13 protein-coding genes and 1 pseudogene are annotated in these 17,394 nt (G+C 64.2%); all 14 read left to right on the forward strand.

Annotation, left to right across the window (positions count from 1 at the left end; all coding sequences use genetic code 11):
* The first annotated feature begins 676 nt into the window (after positions 1–676).
* The gene (locus NKH52_RS02810) at positions 677–1,879 is read left to right on the forward strand and encodes a cytochrome P450 (protein ID WP_352657317.1); all 1,203 of its coding nucleotides are present in this window, start codon (positions 677–679) and stop codon (positions 1,877–1,879) included.
* Between the two features lie 89 nt (positions 1,880–1,968).
* Positions 1,969–3,258 carry a cytochrome P450 gene (locus NKH52_RS02815; protein WP_352657321.1) on the forward strand — a complete coding sequence of 430 codons (1,290 nt, stop codon included), beginning with the start codon at positions 1,969–1,971 and terminating at the stop codon, positions 3,256–3,258.
* Between the two features lies 1 nt (position 3,259).
* Positions 3,260–3,385 (forward strand): annotated as a pseudogene (locus tag NKH52_RS02820) (ferredoxin); the annotation flags it as partial.
* A 168-nt stretch (positions 3,386–3,553) separates the two neighbouring features.
* Positions 3,554–4,396 carry an SDR family oxidoreductase gene (locus NKH52_RS02825; protein WP_352657381.1) on the forward strand — a complete coding sequence of 281 codons (843 nt, stop codon included), beginning with the start codon at positions 3,554–3,556 and terminating at the stop codon, positions 4,394–4,396.
* Complete coding sequence (locus NKH52_RS02830; protein WP_352657324.1) at positions 4,396–5,739, forward strand: cytochrome P450; 1,344 nt, start codon at positions 4,396–4,398, stop codon at positions 5,737–5,739. The genes NKH52_RS02825 and NKH52_RS02830 overlap by 1 nt, the downstream gene beginning before the upstream one ends.
* A gap of 147 nt (positions 5,740–5,886) precedes the next feature.
* A complete protein-coding gene (locus NKH52_RS02835; protein ID WP_352657327.1) occupies positions 5,887–6,876 on the forward strand; it encodes a polyprenyl synthetase family protein in 990 nt (329 codons plus the stop codon).
* A 146-nt stretch (positions 6,877–7,022) separates the two neighbouring features.
* Positions 7,023–8,573 (forward strand): hypothetical protein, encoded by a 1,551-nt coding sequence (locus NKH52_RS02840; protein WP_352657329.1) that lies wholly within the window; start codon positions 7,023–7,025, stop codon positions 8,571–8,573.
* Positions 8,570–9,472: a terpene synthase family protein gene (locus NKH52_RS02845; RefSeq protein WP_352657332.1), complete on the forward strand. Its 903-nt coding sequence runs from the start codon at positions 8,570–8,572 to the stop codon at positions 9,470–9,472. The genes NKH52_RS02840 and NKH52_RS02845 overlap by 4 nt, the downstream gene beginning before the upstream one ends.
* A gap of 28 nt (positions 9,473–9,500) precedes the next feature.
* Positions 9,501–10,604 (forward strand): type 2 isopentenyl-diphosphate Delta-isomerase, encoded by a 1,104-nt coding sequence (fni, locus tag NKH52_RS02850; protein ID WP_434221481.1) that lies wholly within the window; start codon positions 9,501–9,503, stop codon positions 10,602–10,604.
* Positions 10,605–11,190: 586 nt separating this feature from the next.
* Positions 11,191–11,517: a helix-turn-helix domain-containing protein gene (locus NKH52_RS02855; RefSeq protein WP_352657335.1), complete on the forward strand. Its 327-nt coding sequence runs from the start codon at positions 11,191–11,193 to the stop codon at positions 11,515–11,517.
* A complete protein-coding gene (locus tag NKH52_RS02860) occupies positions 11,492–12,748 on the forward strand; it encodes a type II toxin-antitoxin system HipA family toxin (protein WP_352657387.1) in 1,257 nt (418 codons plus the stop codon). The genes NKH52_RS02855 and NKH52_RS02860 overlap by 26 nt, the downstream gene beginning before the upstream one ends.
* A 472-nt stretch (positions 12,749–13,220) precedes the next feature.
* Entirely contained in the window at positions 13,221–14,114 is an 894-nt protein-coding gene (gene nifH, locus NKH52_RS02865) for a nitrogenase iron protein (protein WP_352657338.1), read from the forward strand.
* 98 nt (positions 14,115–14,212) lie between these two features.
* Entirely contained in the window at positions 14,213–15,715 is a 1,503-nt protein-coding gene (nifD, locus tag NKH52_RS02870) for a nitrogenase molybdenum-iron protein alpha chain (RefSeq protein WP_352657341.1), read from the forward strand.
* 124 nt (positions 15,716–15,839) lie between these two features.
* Positions 15,840–17,381: a nitrogenase molybdenum-iron protein subunit beta gene (nifK, locus tag NKH52_RS02875; RefSeq protein WP_352657344.1), complete on the forward strand. Its 1,542-nt coding sequence runs from the start codon at positions 15,840–15,842 to the stop codon at positions 17,379–17,381.
* The last annotated feature ends 13 nt before the right edge of the window (positions 17,382–17,394 follow it).

The raw sequence follows: 17,394 nt of genomic DNA on the forward strand, positions 1-17,394 counted from the left end.
CTCTTGGGCAAGCGCCTTGGCGCCGTGAGGATCGAATTCCCCAATCCTGTCTGTTTGCCGCCCTCTTATGTTCGAAACTGGACCAGAATGTCGCAGGCCCGACCGAAAGGTCGACCAGCGCGTACTATCCGACACGTTCTGTCGCCTTCGTTTCGTCCGCGACGCCGGCCTATTTCGCCGAGCTCTTCTCCGGCCTCAGGCTAAGCCGCTGAGAAGCTGCCACGATTTTTTTCTGCTGCGGCCAAATTGGCACGAGATTTGAAGCACCTTCGTTGCGGGCCGGGAGCCGCCGACCGACTTTCATTTCGTGGGTGACACGAATGGAGCGAAGAAAGAAAAGCAAAATGTCAAATCCGCGTCGGATAGCGTCTAACAGCAGGGGGCCTTCGGCGAAACCGCCCTACCAAACAGCGCGTTGGCCTTGTCGACCCTTGCGCAGGAAATCTTGGCTGGCGGCGAGTCAAAGGCCCACCACACCGACTTTATCCTGACCTGGAAGGTGCAGGATAATGTTCTGCATCTCGCCGCGTGATCTGCCTAGACAGTTACGCGTTAGCCGATCTTGATAATCGGTCTGCCTCCGGACGACGTCGTCTACATGCCGTCTTAGGTCTTCGCGCCGCAGCGTCCGCCGGTCACCTTCCGCCCTTCCATCTCTACCGAGTGAAGTGCCACCATGCCCGAACAATCTTTGCCGACGCTGCCGATGTGGCGCGTCGATCACATTGAGCCCTCGCCCGAGATGTTGGCGCTACGGGCCAACGGTCCGATCCACCGCGTGCGCTTCCCGTCCGGGCACGAAGGCTGGTGGGTGACAGGCTATGACGAGGCCAAGGCGGTGTTGTCCGACGCGGCGTTCCGGCCCGCGGGAATGCCGCCGGCGGCATTCACCCCCGATTCGGTGATTCTCGGTTCGCCAGGATGGCTGGTCTCGCACGAGGGGGGCGAGCATACGCGGCTACGCACGATCGTGGCGCCGGCCTTCAGCAACGGCAGGGTGAAGCTGCTCGCGCAGCAGGTCGAGGCGATCGCCGCGCAGTTGTTCGAGACGCTGGCGGCCCAGCCCCAGCCCGCCGATCTGCGGCGCCACCTCTCCTTTCCGCTTCCCGCCATGGTCATTGGCGCGCTGATGGGCGTGCTCTACGAGGATCACGCCTTTTTCGCCGGGCTGTCCGACGAGGTGATGACGCACCAGCATGAAAGCGGCCCGCGAAGCGCGTCGCGCTTGGCCTGGGAAGAACTCCGCGCCTACATTCGCGGCAAGATGCGGGACAAGCGCCAGGATCCGGGCGACAACGTGCTGACGGATCTGCTCGCGGCGGTCGACCAGGGCAAGGCGACCGAGGAAGAGGCGATCGGCCTGGCGGCGGGCATGCTGGTTGCGGGGCACGAGAGCACCGTCGCGCAGATCGAATTCGGCCTGCTGGCCATGTTCCGCCATCCGCAACAGCGCGAACGCCTGGTCGGCGATCCATCCCTGGTGGACAAGGCGGTGGAGGAAATCCTGCGCATGTACCCGCCGGGCGCCGGCTGGGACGGCATCATGCGCTATCCGAGGACCGACGTGACCATCGCGGGCATGCATGTTCCCGCGGAGAGCAAGGTGCTGGTCGGCCTGCCGGCGACGTCGTTCGATCCGCGCCATTTCGACGACCCGGAAATCTTCGACATCGGACGTGACGAAAACCCGCACCTTGCGTTCTCCTACGGGCCCCACAACTGCGTCGGCTTGGCGCTGGCCAGGCTGGAACTCAAGGCGGTGTTCGGTTCGATCTTCCAGCGCTTTCCCGCGCTGCGCCTGGCCGTGGCGCCCGAAGAACTGAAGTTGCGCAAGGAGATCATCACTGGCGGGTTCGAGGAGTTCCCGGTGCTCTGGTGATACGCGGACGCCACCAGGAATCCCGATGTTCTCGAATTGCCGGCGCGCCTGCCGCGCCGATCAGATCAGCCAGCCAACAGGTGACCAAGATGGACGTGCAAGACACCATGGCATCATGCCGGGACGCCTTCGCCGAACTGGCGTCGCCAGCGTGCATTCAGGACCCGTACCCATTCATGCGGTGGTTGCGCGAGCACGATCCGGTACATCGCGCGGCGTCGGGCCTCTTTCTGTTGAGCCGCCACGCCGACATCTACTGGGCGCTCAAGGCCACGGGCGATGCTTTTCGGGGGCCGGCGCCAGGCGAACTGGCGCGCTATTTCCCGCGTGCGGCGACCAGCCTGTCGCTAAGTCTGCTGGCGTCCACTTTAGCGATGAAGGAACCTCCAACGCATACGCGTCTGCGCCGGCTGATCTCGCGAGATTTCACCATCGGCCAGATCGACAAGCTGAGGCCGACCATCGCTCGCATCGTCGCGGCGCGCCTGGACGGCATGGCGCCCGCGCTGGAGCGCGGGGAGGCGGTGGACCTGCATCAGGAATTCGCGCTGGCCTTGCCCATGCTGGTTTTCGGCGAACTGTTCGGCATGCCCCGGGAAGACATGTTGGGGCTCGTCGGCGGCATCAGCGCCATTCTGGAAGGCCTGAGCCCGCACGCCAGCGATCCCCAGCTCGCCGCGGCGGACGCGGCCAGCGCCAGGGTGCAGGCCTACTTCGGCGACCTCATACAGCGCAAGCGTATCGATTCCCGCCACGACATCGTGTCAATGCTGGTCGGCGCACACGACGACGATGCCGACATGCTGTCGGATGCGGAGTTGATCAGCATGCTGTGGGGTATGCTGCTGGGCGGCTTCGCCACCACTGCTGCGGCCATCGGCCATGCTGTCCTGGCGATGCTGGCGTATCCCGAACAGCGGCACTGGCTGCAGGGAGATGCCGTGGGGGTGAAGGCATTCGTCGAAGAAGCCCTGCGCTACGACGCGCCCGCCATGTTCAGCTCCATTCCGCGTATCGCCCAGCGCGACATCGAAATGGGCGGCGTGGTGATCCCGAAGAACGCGGACGTGCGCGTGCTGATCGCGGCCGGCAATCGCGACCCGGACGCCTTCGCCGATCCCGATCGCTTCGATCCCGTGCGGTTCTGCGGCACCAGTCCTGGCATGTCGATCGACGGGAAGATCATGCTGACCTTCGGCCACGGCATCCACTTCTGCCTTGGTGCGCAACTGGCCCGGGTGCAATTGGCCGAAAGCCTGCCGCGGATCCAGGCGCGCTTCCCCACGCTGGCATTGGCCGAGCAGCCGACCCGGGAGCCCTCCGCGTTCCTTAGGACATTCCGCGCGCTGCCGGTACGGCTGCATGGGCAGGAGAGCTGAGATGCGCGTCGTGGTCGATCAGGATCTGTGCGGAACGACCGGGCAGTGCGTGCTGACGCTGCCGGGCACCTTTCGCCAGCGCGAACCGGACGGCGTGGCCGAAGTGTGCGTGGCGACGGTCCCGCAGGCGCTGCACGCCGCCGTGCGGCTTGCGGCCAACCAGTGCCCGGTCGCCGCCATTCGTGTCACCGAAAGCGACGCTGGCCATGACGAGCGCGCCAGCGCCGACCCTGCGCCTTCTCCGGAGCAGGCCCAGCGGCATGCTGCGAAAGACCGATGCAATTCAGGAGACACGATGGGACGGTTTGAAGGCAAGGTGGCCGTGGTGACCGGCGCTGGCGCCGGCATCGGCAAGGCATGCGCTCTCGCCATCGCGCGCGGGGGCGGCAGAGTGGTGGTGGCCGACATTGATGGCTCGGCGGCCATCGCCTGCACCGCGCAGATCGCGGCCGAAGCAGGCCACGCGCTGGCCATAGCCATGGATATCGCAGATGAGCAGGCTGTGGCAGCGCTGTTCGAGACGGCGGAGCGGCACTTTGGGGGGGTTGACCTGCTGCTGAACAATGCGAGCGCCATGCATCTGACCCCGCGCGACCGCGCGATCCTCGACCTGGACCTGGCAGTCTGGGACCAGACCATGGCGACCAATCTGCGCGGCACGCTGCTCTGCTGCCGGCAGGCCATCCCACGGATGATCGCCCGCGGCGGTGGCGCGATCGTCAACATGTCGTCGTGCCAGGGGCTCAGCGGTGACACGGCGCAAACGTCCTACGCCGCGTCGAAGGCGGCGATGAACATGCTCTCGGCTTCGCTCGCCACCCAGTACGGTCATGCGCAGATCCGCTGCAACGCGGTTGCGCCGGGTCTTATCATGACCGAGCGTCTCCTCGCCAATTTGGACGAATGCATGCAACTGCATCTGCGCCGGCATCAGCTCCTGCAGCGCGTCGGCCGCCCCGAGGACGTGGCCGCGCTCGTGGCGTTCCTGCTCTCCGACGATGCTGCGTTCATCACCGGCCAAGTCGTGTGCATCGATGGCGGCATGCTGGCGCATGTGCCGACATACGCCGACGGCGGCAACAGCTGCGCCGCGCGCCCTGTCGGCGACACCGAATCGGCGGCGGCGGCGCGCTGCTGATGGACATGCTGCTCAACCCGCTGAACCGTCGGCACCGGCTGCGGTGCGACATCCCGGTCATGCCTGGCGCTTTCCCCCTGGTCGGGCATCTTCCCGCCATTGTCTGCGACCTGCCGCGCCTGCTGCAGCGAGCAGAACGGACGCTGGGCAGCCACTTCTGGCTGGATTTCGGCCCTGCCGGACATCTGATGACCTGTGTGGATCCGGACGCTTTCTCACTGCTCAAGCACAAGGACGTGTCCTCGGCGCTGATCGAAGAGATCGCGCCCGAATTGCTTGGCGGAACGTTGGTTGCCCTGGACGGCGGCGCGCACCGGCAGGCGCGCGATGCCATCAAGGCAGCGTTCTTGCCCAAGGGACTGACCCAGGCCGGGATCGGCGACCTGTTCGCGCCCGTCATCCAGGCGCGGGTGCAGGCGTGGCGCGCCCGCGGCGAGGTAACCATCCTGCGCGAAACCGGGGACCTGATGCTGAAGCTCATCTTCAGCCTCATGGGAATCCCCGCGCAGGATCTGCCGGGATGGCATCGCAAGTACCGGCAATTGCTGCAATTGATCGTAGCCCCCCCGGTCGACCTGCCCGGACTGCCCTTGCGGCGCGGCCGTGCCGCCCGCGACTGGATCGACGCGCAGTTGCGCCGGTTCGTCCGCGATGCGCGCGCGCATGCCGCGCGCACCGGGCTGATCAACGACATGGTGAGCGCCTTCGACCGCAGCGACGGTCCGCTCTCCGATGACGTCCTGATCGCGAATATTCGCTTGCTGCTGCTTGCCGGTCACGACACCACTGCCTCGACGATGGCCTGGATTGTGATCGAGCTGGCGCGGCAGCCTGTGCTGTGGGACGCCCTGGTCGAGGAGGCGCAACGCGTGGGCGCGGTGCCGACCCGGCACGCGGATCTGGCGCAGTGTCCGGTCGCCGAGGCGCTGTTTCGCGAGACACTGCGCCTGCATCCGGCGACCACGCTCCTGCCGCGTCGCGCGCTGCAGGAATTGCAACTCGGCCAACGGCGCATTCCCGCGGGCACCCATCTATGCATCCCGCTGCTGCATTTCTCGACCTCGGCGCTGCTGCACGAGGCGCCTGATCAGTTCCGCCTGGCGCGGTGGCTGCTACGCACAGAGCCGATCCGGCCCGTGGACATGCTGCAGTTCGGTACCGGCCCACACGTCTGCATCGGCTACCACCTGGTATGGCTGGAAATGGTGCAGTTCTGCATCGCCTTGGCGCTGACCATGCACAAGGCCGGGGTGCGGCCGCAGTTGCTGAGCGACGTCGAAAAGGGCCGGCGCTATTACCCGACCGCACATCCGTCAATGAAAATTCGAATAGGCTTTTCATGAGCTGGCATCGCATGCCCTGTGTGGCAAGGCAGCGGCGCCGGCGGGGCGCGGCATTGCTGCACTCAGCGCACGCACTCGTGTGACGCCGGCAACACCGTGACGACTTGTGCTCGCCGTGGCCGTCTCAGCTACAAGGACATCAACAACATGCAGACCGGTTCCACTCCACGCGACCGAATTGGCGTTTCCGCATTCGGCGGATTGGGCGCGCAGGCGCGCGGCGCCTCTGGCGGGCTGCTCCCGGAGATCTGGATGCAGGACGGCGCAAAGCGGGTCGAACAGGCTCTGGGGCGTCTGCTCTGCGCCGAAGACGACGGTAAGACAGAGCTGATGGCGGCCATGCGCTACGCCACCTTGCATGGCGGGAAGCGCACCCGCGCCTTGCTCTGTCTGGCTGCCGGCGCACTGGCGGGCACGCCGGCGCACATGCTCGACGACGTCTGCGCCGCCATCGAGATGATGCACGCCTGTACCCTGGTCCACGACGACCTGCCCGCGATGGACGACGACGTGCTTCGCCGCGGCCTTCCGACCGTGCACGTAAAGTTTGGCGAAGCCACTGCGATCCTGGTCGGCGATGCGCTGCAGGCCCACGCCTTCCTCACCCTGGCGAGCCTGGATGCGCCGGGCGACAACCGTATCGCGCTCGTGCGCGAACTGGCGCAGGCGGTGTCCGCCGAGGGTGCCGCAGGCGGGCAGGCCATCGATCTGTCGTTGGTCGGAAAGCATGCCGGGCTGGACAGGATCCTGGCGATGCATGGGATGAAAACCGGAGCGCTAGTGCGCGCGTCGGTTCGCATGGGCGCGCTATACTCCATCGCGGACGATGCCGCGCACGCTGCGCTGTATGCTGCGCTCGATCGCTACACCGCCTGTTTCGGCCTGGCGTTGCAGGTGGCCGACGACATTCTCGACGCGACGGCGGATACCGCGACTCTTGGCAAGACCCCCGGCAAGGACGCGGCGGCGCAGAAGCCGACCTGCGCGTCGATCATGGGGCTGCAGGCTGCGCGCCAGTTCGCCCTGTACTTGTTGCACGACGCCGGGGAGGCCATCGCCCCTCTGGGGCCGCGTGCGGAAGGGTTGGCGCAGATGCTGCAGCGGGCCAACCTCTATCTGTCCGCGCCATACGCATGAGCGTGCGCATCCGTAAGGACTCGCCCCTGTGCTGCTGCGATCGGCCGGCGGGCGCTGCATGCTGCACTGTGTCCGTGTCGGCGGCGACGTGCGCGGCGTCTGCCCGTTTCTGTTCTCGTTAGCCCTCTGCAGAAGGAACATCCCGCGTGAACGCGCTGTCCGAACAGATCCTTTCCGAATTGCGCCACCTGCTGAGCGAGATGAGCGACGGCGGCAGCATCGGTCCGTCCGTCTACGACACGGCGCGAGCTCTGCAGTTCCACGGCAACGTCACCGGTCGGCAGGACGCATACGCGTGGCTCATCGCGCAGCAACAGGCCGATGGCGGATGGGGAAGTGCGGACTTCCCGCTGTTTCGCCATGCGCCCACGTGGGCGGCGTTGCTGGCCTTGCAGCGTGCCGATCCTCTTCCCGGCGCCGCCGACGCAGTCCAGGCTGCAATCCGGTTCCTCGAGCGCCAGCCCGATGCCTACGCGCATGCGGTGCCGGAAGACGCGCCCATCGGCGCGGAGCTGATCCTGCCGCAGTTGTGCGACGAGGCCGCATCCTTGCTGGGCGGCGTGGCGTTTGCGCGCCACCCGGCGCTGTTGCCGTTGCGGCAAGCACGCCTGGCCAAGCTGGGGGCTGTGGCGACGTTGCCGAGCGGCCATCCGTTGCTGCACTCCTGGGAAGCCTGGGGGACGTCGCCGGCCACCGCATGCCCGGACGACGACGGCAGCATCGGCATCAGTCCGGCGGCCACCGCCGCGTGGCGTGCGCACGCCGTGACACAGGGAAGAACGCCGCAGGTCGGGCGCACCGACGGGTATCTGCAGGCGGCATCGCGGGCAACGCGCACCGGCATTGAAGGTGTCGTTCCCAATGTCTGGCCGATCAATGTATTCGAGCCATGCTGGTCGCTGTACACCCTGCATCTGGCCGGTCTGTTCGCGCATCCCGCGCTCGCCGAGGCGGTGCAAGTGATCATCGCGCAACTCGACGCCCGCCTCGGAGTCCGCGGTCTGGGCCCTGCCTTGCACTTCGCGGCCGATGCGGACGACACCGCCGTTGCGTTGTGCGTCCTTCGCCTTGCAGGCCGCGACCCGGCGGCCGACGCGTTGCGCCAGTTCGAAACCGGCGAGCTGTTCGTCACCTTCCCGGGCGAGCGCAATGCCTCGGTGTCGACCAACATCCATGCCCTGCATGCGTTGCGAATCTTGGGAAAACCCGCGGCCGGCACCAGCGCCTACGTCCAGGCCAATCGCAACGCCCACGGTGTATGGGACAACGAAAAATGGCACGTTTCGTGGCTTTATCCCACCGCGCATGCGGTCGCTGCGCTCGCGCAAGGCAAGCCTCAGTGGCGCGACGAGCGCGCGCTGGCGGGGCTGCTGCGGACGCAGCGCGACGACGGCGGCTGGGGCGCCGGTTGCCCGTCCACATTCGAGGAAACCGCCTATGCGCTGTTCGCGTTGCACGTGATGGACGGGAGCGAAGAGCCGGCAGGGCGCCGGCGCATCGCGCAGGCGGTAGGGCGTGCGCTGAAGTGGATGCTCGCCCGCCACGCGGCGCATGAATTGCCCCAGACGCCGCTGTGGATCGGAAAGGAACTGTATTGCCCCACTCGGGTGGTGCGCGTGGCCGAACTCGCCGGGTTGTGGCTGGCGCTTCGTTGGGGGCGGCGCGTCTCGGCCGAGGGAGCAGGAGCGGGGCCATGATCCCGACCGATCGCGCGCTGCAGCAGGTGCTGGAGTGGGGGCGTTCCCTGACCGGGTTCGCCGACGAGCATGGCGTGGAAGCAGTCAGGGGCGGCCAGTATATCCTGCAGCGCATCCATCCGAGCCTGCGGGACACCAGCGCCCGCACCGGCCGCGATCCGCTCGACGAAACGCTGATCGTGGCGTTCTATCGCGAGCTGGCGCTGCTCTTCTGGCTCGACGATTGCAACGACCTTGGCCTGATCGCGCCGGAGCAGCTCGCCGCGGTGGAGCAGGCGCTGGGGCAGGGTGTGCCGTGCGCGCTTCCCGGATTCGAGGGCTGTGCTGTGCTGCGCACTTCGCTCGCCGCGCTCGCCTACGATCGTCGCGACTATGCTCAGCTTCTCCACGATACCCGGTGCTACTGCGCGGCGCTGCGCGCCGGACACGCGCAGGCGGCAGGGGCGCAGCGCTGGTCGTACGCCGAGTACCTGCACAACGGCATCGATTCGATCGCCTACACGAACGTGTTCTGTTGCCTGTCGTTGCTGTGGGGGCTGGGCATGGCGACCTTGCGCGCGCATCCGGCGTTTCGCCAGGTCCTGCGGCTCATCTCCGCGATAGGGCGCTTGCAGAACGACCTGCATGGACGCGAAAAGGATAGATCGGCCGGCGAGGCCGACAACGCGGCGATCCTGCTGCTGCAGCGGTATCCAGCCATGCCTGTGGTGGAGTTCCTCAAGGACGAGTTGGCTGGCCACACACGCATGCTGCACCGGGTGATGGCGCAAGAACGCTTTCCCCCGCCGTGGGGACCGCTGATCGAAGCCATGGCGGCCATCCGCGCGCAGTACTACGAGACCTCAACCAGTCGCTACCGCAGCGACGCTGCGGGCGGAGGCGAGCGTGCGCCGGCCTGAACGCGCGGGAGACGGCGGCGTCCGCGCGCTGCCGTCGGTCCGATCCGACGCAACGCCGTCGCCCGATGACGCGGAAGGAGCGAGCATCAGCGACACCAAGTTGAGCCGGCGCAAGGACGACCACCTGGACATCGTGCTGGATCGGCGAACGGCACGGGCCAAGGCCGCTGGCTGGGAGTACATTCGTTTCGAACACTGCGCATTGCCCGAGTTGGACCTGACGCAGATCGACCTGAGCGCCTCGCTGCTGGGCAAGACCATGCGCGCGCCGCTGCTGATCAGCTCCATGACCGGCGGCATGCCACGCGCCGAGGCCATTAACCGCCATCTGAGCGAGGCAGCGCAAGCCTTGGGGATCGCCATGTGCGTCGGTTCGCAGCGCGTGAGCCTGCGATCCCCCAACTCCCATGGGCTGACGCGCGCGCTGCGCCGCCTGGCCCCAGACGTTCCATTGCTGGCCAACATCGGCGCCGCGCAACTGCGCGAGGCCGACGGCCTGGACCTGGCGCGCCGGGCGGTGGATGCACTGGAGGCCGATGGACTCATTGTCCATCTCAATCCACTGCAGGAAGCGGTACAGCCGGAGGGCGACCGCGACTGGCGCGGCGTCCTGGCGCAGATCGCTCGCGCCGCACGCAGTGTCGGCGTGCCGATCGCGGCCAAGGAAGTCGGGTCGGGCCTGTCCGCCTCGGTGGCCTGTGCACTCGTCGAGGCGGGGGTGGCGGTGATCGATGTCGCCGGCGCCGGCGGCACCAGCTGGGCCGCGGTGGAGGGCGAGCGCGCCCCCGATGCCGCCGACCGCGCAGTGGCAATGGCATTCGCGGATTGGGGGATTGCGACCCCGGCCAGCGTGCAGGCGGTACGTCGGGCGCTGCCAGCGGTGAAGCTGATCGCGTCGGGCGGGATCAGCGACGGCGTCGACGTAGCCAAGGCCATCCGCCTGGGCGCGGACATCGCCGGGCAGGCAGCCGGCGTGCTGCGCGCGGCTACGGTATCCACCGAGGCCGTTGTCGCGCATTTCGAGATCGTCATCCGCCAGTTGGCCGTCGCCTGCTTCTGCACCGGCTCGGCTGATCTGGTGGCGTTGCGTCAGGCGCGCTTGTTGCCCTCGGCGCATCTGCCCGCCGGTTGATGCAGGCGTCGCGCGCACGTGGCGGCGGGCGCCTAGTTTACTGAGTGAGAAAGTCTCGGAAGCGGGGGATTCGCGCTGGTCGCGGGCTTGTTCGGGTGCTGCTTCGTGATCAGGGAGGCGCCCCGCCATGCTCGAACGGACAGCCGAGAGCAAAGGGTATTCGACGGCTATGTCGATGCTTGATCCAGTGATCGGTCACGCGAACCGCGCTGAGCCCCTGAAAGGGCCGGAACACCAGGTGCGGCGGGAGGCCGGCAGGAGCAGATGGTACAAAGCCATTGCCATCAAGGAGTGGCGATCACATTGACCCCCAGTCAGCGCGGCCGGCCGTATGAACAGAAGAGACGAGCGATTTCAGCCGCCGGACCCCTTGATTTAACATTCCGATGATTTCGGAGCGCTGATCGGGCGTCAGCTTCGGACGGCGTCCACCGTCGGGGGCGCCAAAAGGCAGGATGATTGATCTTTTTACGTATCATTTGTCTGATGCATGATACGCGAACAGATCCTAACACGTTGACCTCGATCGCTAAATAAGATACGCTGCCATATCATCTGGCATTGGAATGGATCTTTTACATATCATATGGACTCTCAATCGGAAATTCTACGGGAAATCGGTGGGCTTTTCAGGCAGGCGAGGCTGGCCGCTGCGATGACGCAAGAGCAGGTCGCTGATTTGGCGGGTATATCCCGTCCCCGATATCGCGACATCGAAAAGGGAGCCGCAGCCGCGCGTGCAACAACGCTCATGAATATCGCTCGCGCGCTCGGTCTGGAAATGATGCTGGTTCCGCAAGTCATGGTGCCGGCTGTCCAGGCTCTATTGCGTCCGCATGATGATGACGATCGACCCGCCTTTGTTTCTCAACCTGACGATGACGATCATGGCTCCAGTCTTGCTCGCACCTAAGACGATCCCGTCGCTGGACGTGCTCTTGAACGCAGTGAAGGTCGGCACACTCGTTAGGACGCCGGGCGATTTCAATGCATTCAACTTCGATGAGGCCTACCGCGCGACGGGCGGCTTTCCGGTTCTCAGCCTGTCGTTTCGGGCAGCGACGGGAGGATTGCGGAAAGATCCGAAGCCTGTGGCAAGCGCCTTGCCCGCTTTCTTCGCGAACCTCCTGCCGGAGGAGAAATTGCGCGAGGCGATGGAAAGGCACCACGAAGGCAATGTGCGGCCAGGCAATGATTTCGACCTTTTAGCGGCGCTGGGCGCCGATCTGCCGGGAGCCGTACGGGCGTTGCCCAGTGACGGCGCGATAGCGGTTTCACAGGACGCTTCAAAGGATCAGCCCAAGGCACGGTTCTCGCTTGCCGGCGTGCAGATGAAGTTGTCGGTCATGAAGAACATTGGAAAAGGCGGCGGCCTTACCTTGCCAATGGACGACGAGCAGGGCCGGTACATTGCCAAGTTCCCTTCGACGGCCTTTCCGGGCGTTTCCGAGAACGAATTCGCCAACCTGGCGCTGGCAGCAGCAATCGGCATGGAAGTTCCTGAATGCGAACTGGTCGAGAAGTCCGATTTTGAGGGCGTTCCCGAAGAATTCAACACGCTGTCTGACGGCAAGGTCCTTCTCGTCAAACGCTTCGATCGCGGCGCCGGTGGCGAGAGGATACACATCGAGGATTTCGCTCAGGTCTTCGGTGTATACCCCTCGCGCAAATATGAGGGGGCTGCTTATCACGACATAGCCTTGGCTCTTGGCGTGGCCGTCTCGCCTACGGCGGCTCTCGAGTTCGTCCGCCGCCTGGCACTGACCGTCATCACCGGCAATGGCGACATGCACCTGAAGAACTGGTCTTTGATCTATCCCGGTAACGGCGACAAGCCGGCGCTTTCACCAATCTACGACGTCCTGTCCACCGTGCCATATATTCCCGCCGACGCCATGGCGCTGTCGCTTGGAGGAGAGCGCTCGTTCAAGGCGCTAGCAGCACCGCGATGGAAAGCATTTGCGAACCGTGCACGGCTTCCGGAGCCAGCAGTCCTGAAGGCAGTGGTCGAGACGGTCAAACTCGTCAACGAATACTGGTGGCATCTGCCTGAGCGTGATGTCGTCGCAGCGAAAGTGCTCGAGCGGATCGACGAACATGTGAAGGCGATGACGCCGATACTGAACTCCTGCGCCGAGAAGTAAACCGAGTCCCTCGGGTTGATATAGCGGAACTATTCGCCCGTGCCCCGGATGAGTGGCCGTGGATCGGTGGCATGCTAGGATCGCGCGCAAAGTCGGCGGAGTGTCCACTTGGACACGCGAGACGAAGCACGTCAGCTCGCTGGCACAGAAAGTTTCGCAGCTTCCCGCAAGTAGGTTGAGATGCTGTTCGTCCACTTCAACATAACGACGCGGTGCAAACGAATTCGGTGACTGAGGATCGCGATCCGACGCTTTGTGTCGCCAATGTCGCGTCCGCTACACGGGCTGTTCCGACGATCCTTTCTTGGAACTCAAGCTAAACCCCTGAAAAGCAACCATGAAATTATTCTTCGGTTGGATCAGCCAAGTTGGCACGAGTCTTGAGATCCTTAGGTGCGAGGCGGCTACAGCTGCCCGACCGGCATTCATGTCGCGGCAGCCGCGATGAATGGAACGAAGGAAGGAAAGCTACATGTCAGGTTTGCGTCAGATCGCCTTTTACGGCAAGGGCGGCATCGGCAAGTCCACCACGTCCCAAAATACGCTCGCCGCCCTTGTCGACCTCGGGCAGAGAATCCTCATCGTCGGCTGCGACCCCAAAGCCGACTCCACCCGCCTGATCCTGAACGCGAAGGCGCAGGATACGGTCCTGCATCTCGCGGCAGAGGAAGGTTCGGTGGAAGACCTGGAACTCGCGGACGTGCTCAAGGTCGGCTACAAAGGCATCAAATGCGTGGAGTCGGGCGGACCCGAGCCGGGTGTCGGCTGCGCCGGCCGCGGCGTGATCACCTCGATCAACTTCCTCGAGGAGAACGGCGCCTACGACGACGTCGACTATGTCTCCTACGACGTGCTCGGGGATGTGGTGTGTGGCGGTTTCGCGATGCCGATCCGCGAGAACAAGGCCCAGGAAATCTATATCGTCATGTCCGGCGAGATGATGGCGCTCTATGCCGCCAACAACATCGCCAAGGGCATCCTGAAATACGCCCATTCGGGCGGCGTGCGGCTCGGCGGCCTGATCTGCAACGAGCGCCAAACCGACCGCGAGCTCGACCTCGCCGAAGCGCTGGCTTCCAGGCTCAATTCCAAGCTTATCCACTTCGTGCCGCGCGACAACATCGTCCAGCACGCCGAGCTCAGGAAGATGTCTGTGATCCAGTATGCGCCGGACTCCAAGCAGGCCGGGGAATACAGGGCGCTGGCCGAGAAGATTCACGGGAATTCGGGCCAGGGCACCATCCCGACCCCGATCACCATGGAGGAGCTCGAGGACATGCTGCTCGACTTCGGCATCATGAAGACCGACGAGCAGATGCTTGCCGAGCTTCAGGGCAAGGAAGCGGCCAAGACTGCCGCACAGTAGCGACTGCTGCCGACATGAGGCGCCGCCTTACCTGGTGCGCCTTTCAAAGAACGGCGCCTCGTCGGTGAGGCGTCACCCTGAACCTTGAAAGGGGTCCCATGAGCCTCGAATACGAAAATGACGGTGCCCTCCATGCGAAGCTTATCGAGGAGGTGCTGTCGCAATATCCTGACAAGTCGGCGAAGCGCCGCAAAAAGCACCTCAGCGTTGCAAAGAGCGGCGACGAGGCTGGCGAGGAAAGCGAGGTCCTTTCCGAATGCGATGTCAAATCGAACATCAAGTCCATCCCCGGCGTGATGACGATTCGCGGCTGCGCCTATGCCGGCTCGAAAGGCGTGGTGTGGGGTCCAGTCAAGGATATGGTCCATATCTCGCACGGGCCGGTCGGCTGCGGGCAATATTCCTGGTCTCAACGCCGCAACTACTACGTCGGCACGACCGGCATCGACACGTTCGTCACGATGCAGTTCACCTCCGATTTCCAGGAGAAGGACATTGTTTTCGGCGGCGACAAGAAGCTCGAACGGATCATCGACGAGATCGAGGAACTGTTTCCGCTGAACAAGGGCATGACTGTGCAATCCGAATGCCCGATCGGCCTGATTGGCGACGACACGGAAGCCGTGTCCCGCAACAAGGCCAAGCAGCACGAAAAGACAATCGTGCCGGTGCGCTGCGAGGGCTTCCGCGGCGTGTCGCAATCCCTCGGCCACCACATCGCCAACGACGCGATCCGCGACTGGGTGTTCGAGAAAAAGGCCATCGAGTTCGAGGCCAGCCCGTACGATGTCAATGTGGTCGGCGACTACAATATCGGCGGCGACGCCTGGGCTTCGCGCATCCTGCTCGAAGAGATGGGTCTGCGCGTGGTCGGCAACTGGTCGGGCGACGCTACGCTGGCCGAAATAGAGCGAGCGCCAAAGGCGAAACTCAATCTCATCCATTGCTACAGGTCGATGAACTACATCTGCCGGCACATGGAGGAAAAGTATGGCATCGCCTGGATGGAGTACAATTTCTTCGGCCCCTCCCAGACTGAAGTCTCTCTGCGCAAGATAGCCAAGCACTTCGGGCCGGAAATCGAGGCCAAGGCCGAGGCGGTCATCGCCAAATACCGGCCGCTGGTCGATGCGGTCATCGCCAAGTACCGGCCGCGCCTCGAAGGCAGGACGGTGATGCTCTATGTCGGCGGGCTGCGCCCCCGTCACGTCGTCACGGCATATGAGGACCTGGGCATGGTGATCGTCGGCACTGGCTACGAATTTGGCCATAACGACGACTATCAGCGCACCGGCCACTACGTGAAGAAGGGCACACTGATCTATGACGACGTGACTGGTTACGAGCTGGAGAAGTTCATCGAGGGGATCCGTCCTGACCTCGTGGGCTCCGGCATCAAAGAAAAGTACCCGGTCCAGAAGATGGGCATACCGTTCCGTCAAATGCATTCCTGGGATTATTCCGGCCCGTATCATGGCTACGACGGCTTCGCCATCTTCGCGCGCGATATGGATCTGGCCATCAACAACCCGGTCTGGAACCTCTACGACGCCCCCTGGAAGAAAAAAGCCGAGCCGTCGGCGGCGATCGCAGCCGAATGAAACCCTGGCCTTCCGGAAGCCGGGAGGCCGTGAACGCCTGTGGCCGCTTGTCCGCGGGATCTGAAAACGTTTCGACGTCCCTGTGCCGCCGTATGGCGGGCCAGATGGAAAGAGGTAACCACCCATGCCGCAGTCGGCTGAAAAAGTTCTCGACCACGCGCCCCTGTTCCGCGAGCCGGAATACAGGCAGATGCTCGCCGAGAAGAGGCTGAATTTCGAATGTCCTCACCCGGACCAGATCGTTACCGACCAAGGCGAATTCACCAAGACGTGGGAATACCGCGAAAAGAACCTTGCTCGCGAAGCGCTTGTCGTGAACCCCGCCAAGGCCTGCCAGCCGCTCGGCGCGGTGTTCGCGGCCGCAGGGTTCGAGCGAACCATGTCCTTCGTCCACGGCAGCCAGGGCTGCGTCGCCTATTACCGCTCGCACCTGTCGCGCCATTTCAAGGAGCCTGCTTCGGCGGTTTCCTCCTCGATGACCGAGGACGCGGCAGTGTTTGGCGGCCTGAAGAACCTGGTCGATGGGCTCGCCAACACGTACCAACTCTACGACCCGAAGATGATCGCCGTCTCGACCACTTGTATGGCGGAGGTCATTGGCGATGACCTGCACAGCTTCATCGAGAACGCCAAGGACGAAGGCTCGGTCCCGCGCGACTTCGATGTGCCCTTCGCCCACACGCCGGCCTTTGTCGGCAGCCATGTCGACGGCTATGACGTTACGGTCAAGGGCATTTTGGAGCATTTCTGGAAAGGCGAGGAGCGAACGGAAGCCGAGGGGACCATCAACGTCATTCCGGGCTTCGACGGATTCTGTGTTGGCAACAACCGGGAACTCAAGCGCCTGCTCGACCTGATAGGCGTGTCCTATACCTTGATCCAAGACGCCTCTGACCAGTTCGACACGCCGTCGGACGGCGAATACCGCATGTATGACGGCGGCACGAAGATCGGAGACGTGAGGAAGGCACTCAACGCCGAGGCTACATTTTCGCTACAGCATTACAACACCCGAAAAACACTCGAGTATTGCCAGGGGGTAGGGCAGGCGACGGCCTCGTTCCATTACCCGCTCGGCGTCCAGGCGACCGACGACTTCCTGATGGAGGTCTCCGCGATTTCCGGCAAGCAAATCCCCGAGGCAATCCGCCTGGAGCGCGGCCGACTTGTTGATGCCATGGCGGACAGCCAATCCTGGCTGCACGGCAAGAAATACGCCATCTACGGCGATCCAGACTTTGTCTACGGCATGGCCCGCTTCATCATGGAAACGGGTGGCGAGCCGACCCATTGCCTCGCCACCAACGGCACCTCGGCGTGGGAAGCAGAGTTGAAGGAGCTGCTTGCATCATCGCCCTTCGGCAACGGTGCTCAAGTCTGGGCGGGCAAGGACCTCTGGGCATTGCGCTCGCTGCTCTTCACCGAGCCGGTGGACCTGCTGATCGGCAACTCCTATGGCAAGTATCTGGAGCGCGACACGGGCACGCCGCTGATCCGGCTGACGTTTCCAATCTTCGATCGCCACCATCACCATCGGTTTGCGCTGATGGGCTACCAAGGCGGGCTGCGCGTACTGACGACGATCCTGGACAAGATCTTCGACAAGCTCGATCGCGAGACAAGCGAGACGGGCGTGACGGACTATTCGTATGACCTCACCCGCTAAGCTTGACGGTCGG

The organism is Mesorhizobium sp. M1066 (assembly GCF_040318635.1).
Lineage (GTDB): Bacteria > Pseudomonadota > Alphaproteobacteria > Rhizobiales > Rhizobiaceae > Mesorhizobium.

Coding starts and splice junctions, on each gene's coding strand:
- NKH52_RS02810 (WP_352657317.1), top strand. CDS start 677: ATGCCCGAACAATCTTTGCCGACGCTGCCGATGTGGCGCGTCGATCAC.
- NKH52_RS02815 (WP_352657321.1), top strand. CDS start 1,969: ATGGACGTGCAAGACACCATGGCATCATGCCGGGACGCCTTCGCCGAA.
- NKH52_RS02825 (WP_352657381.1), top strand. CDS start 3,554: ATGGGACGGTTTGAAGGCAAGGTGGCCGTGGTGACCGGCGCTGGCGCC.
- NKH52_RS02830 (WP_352657324.1), top strand. CDS start 4,396: ATGGACATGCTGCTCAACCCGCTGAACCGTCGGCACCGGCTGCGGTGC.
- NKH52_RS02835 (WP_352657327.1), top strand. CDS start 5,887: ATGCAGACCGGTTCCACTCCACGCGACCGAATTGGCGTTTCCGCATTC.
- NKH52_RS02845 (WP_352657332.1), top strand. CDS start 8,570: ATGATCCCGACCGATCGCGCGCTGCAGCAGGTGCTGGAGTGGGGGCGT.
- NKH52_RS02855 (WP_352657335.1), top strand. CDS start 11,191: ATGGACTCTCAATCGGAAATTCTACGGGAAATCGGTGGGCTTTTCAGG.
- NKH52_RS02860 (WP_352657387.1), top strand. CDS start 11,492: ATGGCTCCAGTCTTGCTCGCACCTAAGACGATCCCGTCGCTGGACGTG.
- nifH (WP_352657338.1), top strand. CDS start 13,221: ATGTCAGGTTTGCGTCAGATCGCCTTTTACGGCAAGGGCGGCATCGGC.
- nifD (WP_352657341.1), top strand. CDS start 14,213: ATGAGCCTCGAATACGAAAATGACGGTGCCCTCCATGCGAAGCTTATC.
- nifK (WP_352657344.1), top strand. CDS start 15,840: ATGCCGCAGTCGGCTGAAAAAGTTCTCGACCACGCGCCCCTGTTCCGC.